The organism is Psychrobacter sp. UBA6739, assembly GCF_002453835.1.
GTDB lineage: Bacteria > Pseudomonadota > Gammaproteobacteria > Pseudomonadales > Moraxellaceae > Psychrobacter > Psychrobacter immobilis_A.
Genome location: NZ_DKHR01000050.1, coordinates 1 through 3,946, shown reverse-complemented (window position 1 = coordinate 3,946; position 3,946 = coordinate 1). Strand labels below are relative to the sequence as shown.

At 40.4% G+C, this 3,946-nt stretch carries 4 protein-coding genes; 3 read left to right on the top strand and 1 reads right to left on the bottom strand.

Translation table 11 applies throughout. The features are described 5' to 3' along the window. Positions 1-896: siderophore ABC transporter substrate-binding protein (locus B2575_RS10600; protein WP_296241924.1), on the bottom strand; the 896-nt coding region annotated here is incomplete at its 3' end. A gap of 492 nt (positions 897-1,388) precedes the next feature. Here B2575_RS10600 and B2575_RS10595 point away from each other — a divergent pair. The 3 genes from B2575_RS10595 to B2575_RS10585 all read left to right on the top strand — a co-directional run bounded on the left by B2575_RS10595 (position 1,389) and on the right by B2575_RS10585 (position 3,753). After that, entirely contained in the window at positions 1,389-2,324 is a 936-nt protein-coding gene (locus tag B2575_RS10595; protein WP_296241923.1) for a TonB family protein, read from the top strand. 123 nt (positions 2,325-2,447) lie between these two features. Beyond that, positions 2,448-3,137 (top strand): MotA/TolQ/ExbB proton channel family protein, encoded by a 690-nt coding sequence (locus tag B2575_RS10590; RefSeq protein ID WP_296241922.1) that lies wholly within the window; start codon positions 2,448-2,450, stop codon positions 3,135-3,137. A 214-nt stretch (positions 3,138-3,351) separates the two neighbouring features. Then, entirely contained in the window at positions 3,352-3,753 is a 402-nt protein-coding gene (locus tag B2575_RS10585; protein ID WP_296241920.1) for an ExbD/TolR family protein, read from the top strand. Positions 3,754-3,946: the final 193 nt, after the last annotated feature.

Here is a 3,946-nt window from a genome sequence, read left to right as displayed (position 1 = left end):
AATACGGCTTTGGCACCAGCACCATCTTCACCAATGGCGGCACTGCGATCGACGACGAATAACCAGTCTGGATTGGTTTTTTGTATGTATTCAAACGAGATTGGCTGACCGTGATTACCATTTTTAATTTGATTATCTGCTATTGGGATATTAAGTACGGTATGAATAAAACCATAGCGTGACTCAGTACCATATACGGACATTTTATTGCCATTGACCATGACCACTAAGCCTTTACCTTTATCTTTGGTGGCAGCTTTGGTTTCTGCTAACAGACCATCGATGTCACCTTGTAGTTTTGCCGCTTGCTCGCTTTTACCGAATAAAGCGCCTAAGTCAGACAAGCGACGTTTGCTCGATTCATAAATATCGGCAGTATCGACACTCATATCAAGAGTAGGAGCAATACTTGCTAATTCATCATATTTTTTAGCAGTGCGACTCCCAATCAATATTGCCTGTGGTTGTAGTGCATTCAAGGCTTCAAGATCCGGTTCAAACAATGTACCTACTTCTTTTGGCTCCGGTTGATTTTTTGCTTGCAGATTGTCTAACAACATATTGCTTGGCATACCTTGAATAGGTACTTTAAGAGCCGCTAAATCTTGCATTAACGTCATGTCATATACTGCAATGGGTGACGGATTAACTGGTAAGCTTATCTCACCTTTTGCAGTATCAATTTTTATACTAGTGGTAGATTCGCCATTATTCGTAGTATTCGATACGGTATCTGCCGTTTCATTCTCTGTTGTAATCGTTGCAGTTTCAGAATCGCTAGAGTCGGGTGAGGTACAGCCTGTCAAGCTGGCGGTAGCTATTAATGTTGCCATCATAGTTTTTAATAAAGGACGTTTGAATACGGGCACTGGTATAGAGAGTAAATTAGTAAACATAGGTAACTCATTATATTACAAGTTATAGAAAGTTGATTAATCAAATGACTGCAAAATATGGGGTGGTTAGTAAAGAGGCTGCATAGCAGTATTCATAACGGCGCTCTTCGCAAATTAATTTGTCTTTAAGGCTATTGACTACTTCAGGATTAATGCTTACTTGAACTTTTTTAAAGTTCAAAAGAGTAAACAGCGATTATCATAAAGTAGTTAACAGTATTTATCAATGATAATGAGAATTATTATCATTTTTGATTTTATAGCTTCATAGGCTGAGGTATTTAGCTCTAGCGAGAATTCTCAGTAGTGACTTAGTGGTAGGAAGAATTCTTCTTGAGTACATGAAGATGAGAGAGGGTGCTTTGTAAGCGGAATAAATATTTAAAAGATAGTTATTAAATTTATTGATAATAGTTATCATTTGCATTAACATTGCTATTACATTTTGTTTAATAAAATTATTAGGCTGTTATGGGTTCAACAAGTTTCAATATGCCATCAGTTAAATTAACATCCACAGTTATGGGTTGTGTTGTCGCATTACATTTGCTGACAGCAATCGTATTGGTGATGGTCAAAACCCCTGTGATTACTATTAAGCCACTTGAAATAACACCGCCTATAGAAATACAGTTGGTGTCAGAAGTTACGACAATTGCAGAGCCGGTGATGGCAGTCGCAGAAGTCGAACCTATTAAAGCGCCTAAACCACAATCTGTTAGCGTACCTGAGGCAAAACCAGAGCCAAAAAAAGCAGTGCAACCAGTTGTGAGGAAGGAGAAACCAAAGCCTCAAGTTGATACTAAACCAGCTACTGCAACAACAAAGATAGTAGAGAGTAAGCCTATCATCAAACAATCAATACAATCACAAGAATCGGATGCCTTAGCTCAAGCAAGCGCTTTAGCAGCCGATAACGAACGTAAAATATTGGCAGCACAGACTGAAAAGGCTAATCAACAAACGCATGCTAAAGCTATGCGCGAGGCTCAGGCTGCAGCGGATACCAAAGCAAAGGCAGATCGTGAAGCGCAAGCCGTATCCGATGCCAAAGCTGCACAAGCCGCCCGTGCAAAAGCTGAAGCCGCGACTCGTGAGAAAGCTAATCAACAAGCTGCTGCTGCAAGTAATACACCAGTCAATTTCACTGCGACCAACGCTAACTGGGCATCAGCACCGAGTTTTAGTTTTCCTGCTCGTGCCAGACGAGGTGCTAGATCAGGGGAAACCTTTAGAGTTGTCTTGGTACTACAAGTTAATAAGCAAGGCAGCATAGATAATGTGAGCTTAGCGCAATCTTCTGGCAACGCCGCACTCGATAGGGATGCTCAACAACAAGTACTTTCTGGTAAATTTAAACCCTTTACGAAAAATGGCGTACCAGTGGTGGGTAATGTAACTTTACCTATCAGTTATGCAGCACCATAAAATTTAGTTATTTAACGAGCCTATTATTTTTAGAGCATCATTACTGATGATTTTTCATGATAAGTGGATATGCGGTACTCGCAACAAACTCATATGATTGCATAACATATTAAGGAGTCTGATATGGATTTTACAAGCTACTGGCAATACAGCGATTTGGTGACCAAAAGCTTGTTTTTCTTGCTATTGGTCTTATCGGTGCTCTCTTGGGTAACGGGTATTATTCGTATATTACAAAGCCGAAAATTGGCCGCCTGTGTTGCTGATGATTTGAGTCAGCAGGTTGAGATGAAGCGTTCAGCTGTGATTAACTCTGATGCTGCTATGCATCGATTAGTCATTGAGCAAGCATTATTAAAGCATATCGGGCGTTACCGTTTTGCTAGCGAACGCGGCCTACCTATTTTAGGTACCACTGCAGCGATCGCGCCATTTATTGGGTTATTTGGTACAGTGTGGGGTATTTTTCACGCGTTACATAATATCGGTACCAGTGGGCAAGCAGGACTTGGACAAGTGGCAGGACCAGTTGGCGAGGCGCTCATTATGACAGGTCTCGGTATTGCCGTCGCAATTCCAGCAGTGGTGTTTTATAACCTTGCCGTACGTATCAATCGACGGGTAATGTACCATGCCAATGATAGAGCCCATGATTTATTGGCGCAGTCTGTTGATTTAGCAGCAATGCAACCTTCAATGGAGCCTCATAATGTAGCTGAAAAGCAAGGCATAACCACTAATGTCACTTTTAGTAAGAGTGCTCATAGCAATAGTAGTATTCATACTGATACACAAGAGGCTTACCAACAGTAGCATTGCTAGATTTTATTTATAGTCAGAGCACTTTTAAACCGATACGGTGTTGCCCGCCCTAAATGTACTCAGTGTACTATCTGCGGTCGGTCGCCTTGTAGCGTTTCTAAAATTCCTTGACTATATAAAGTTATTGTAAATGCCAGCGCTGGATGGCTTTTTTAAAGCAAAAGTTTATGATTTTGTATAAGACTGACACACGATAGAGAATATTATGGCATTTCAGTTAAGTGATGATAACGTCCAAAGTATGAATGAGATGAACCTCATTCCACTGATTGATATCATGTTGGTATTGATGATTATCTTTTTATTGACAGCGACTGTTTTGAATCCAACAGTACCGCTCGATTTACCCAAAACCAGTGCGCTAATCAATGAGCAGCCACCTGAAGCAATCCAAATTAGTATAGATAAAGATGCTGGTATTTTCTGGGATAGCGATCCTATTAGTATGGAAGGACTAGGGGTGCGTCTACAACAGCAAAGTGGAGCTGGTAAAGACCCTTCCGTGCTATTAAGAGCAGATAAAGAAAGTAGATATGAGACGGTGGCGCAGGTACTAGCGGTAGCCAGTCAAGCAGGGCTGAGCAAAATAGCCTTTGTAAATGAATAGTAATGAAAACTAGGAGCTATTTAGCAGAGTTGGCTTTCAATATAATCAATCCCGCTATTATTAAATACAAATAAGATAATAATAAACATAAATATCATAACAACCTTTCTCTCCCGCCTTGCTTGGGTAACCTAGCGAGGTTTTTCTTATCTAGTAGATAAGGTCTGAGTTGTAGTGGTCAACTAATTTCGGA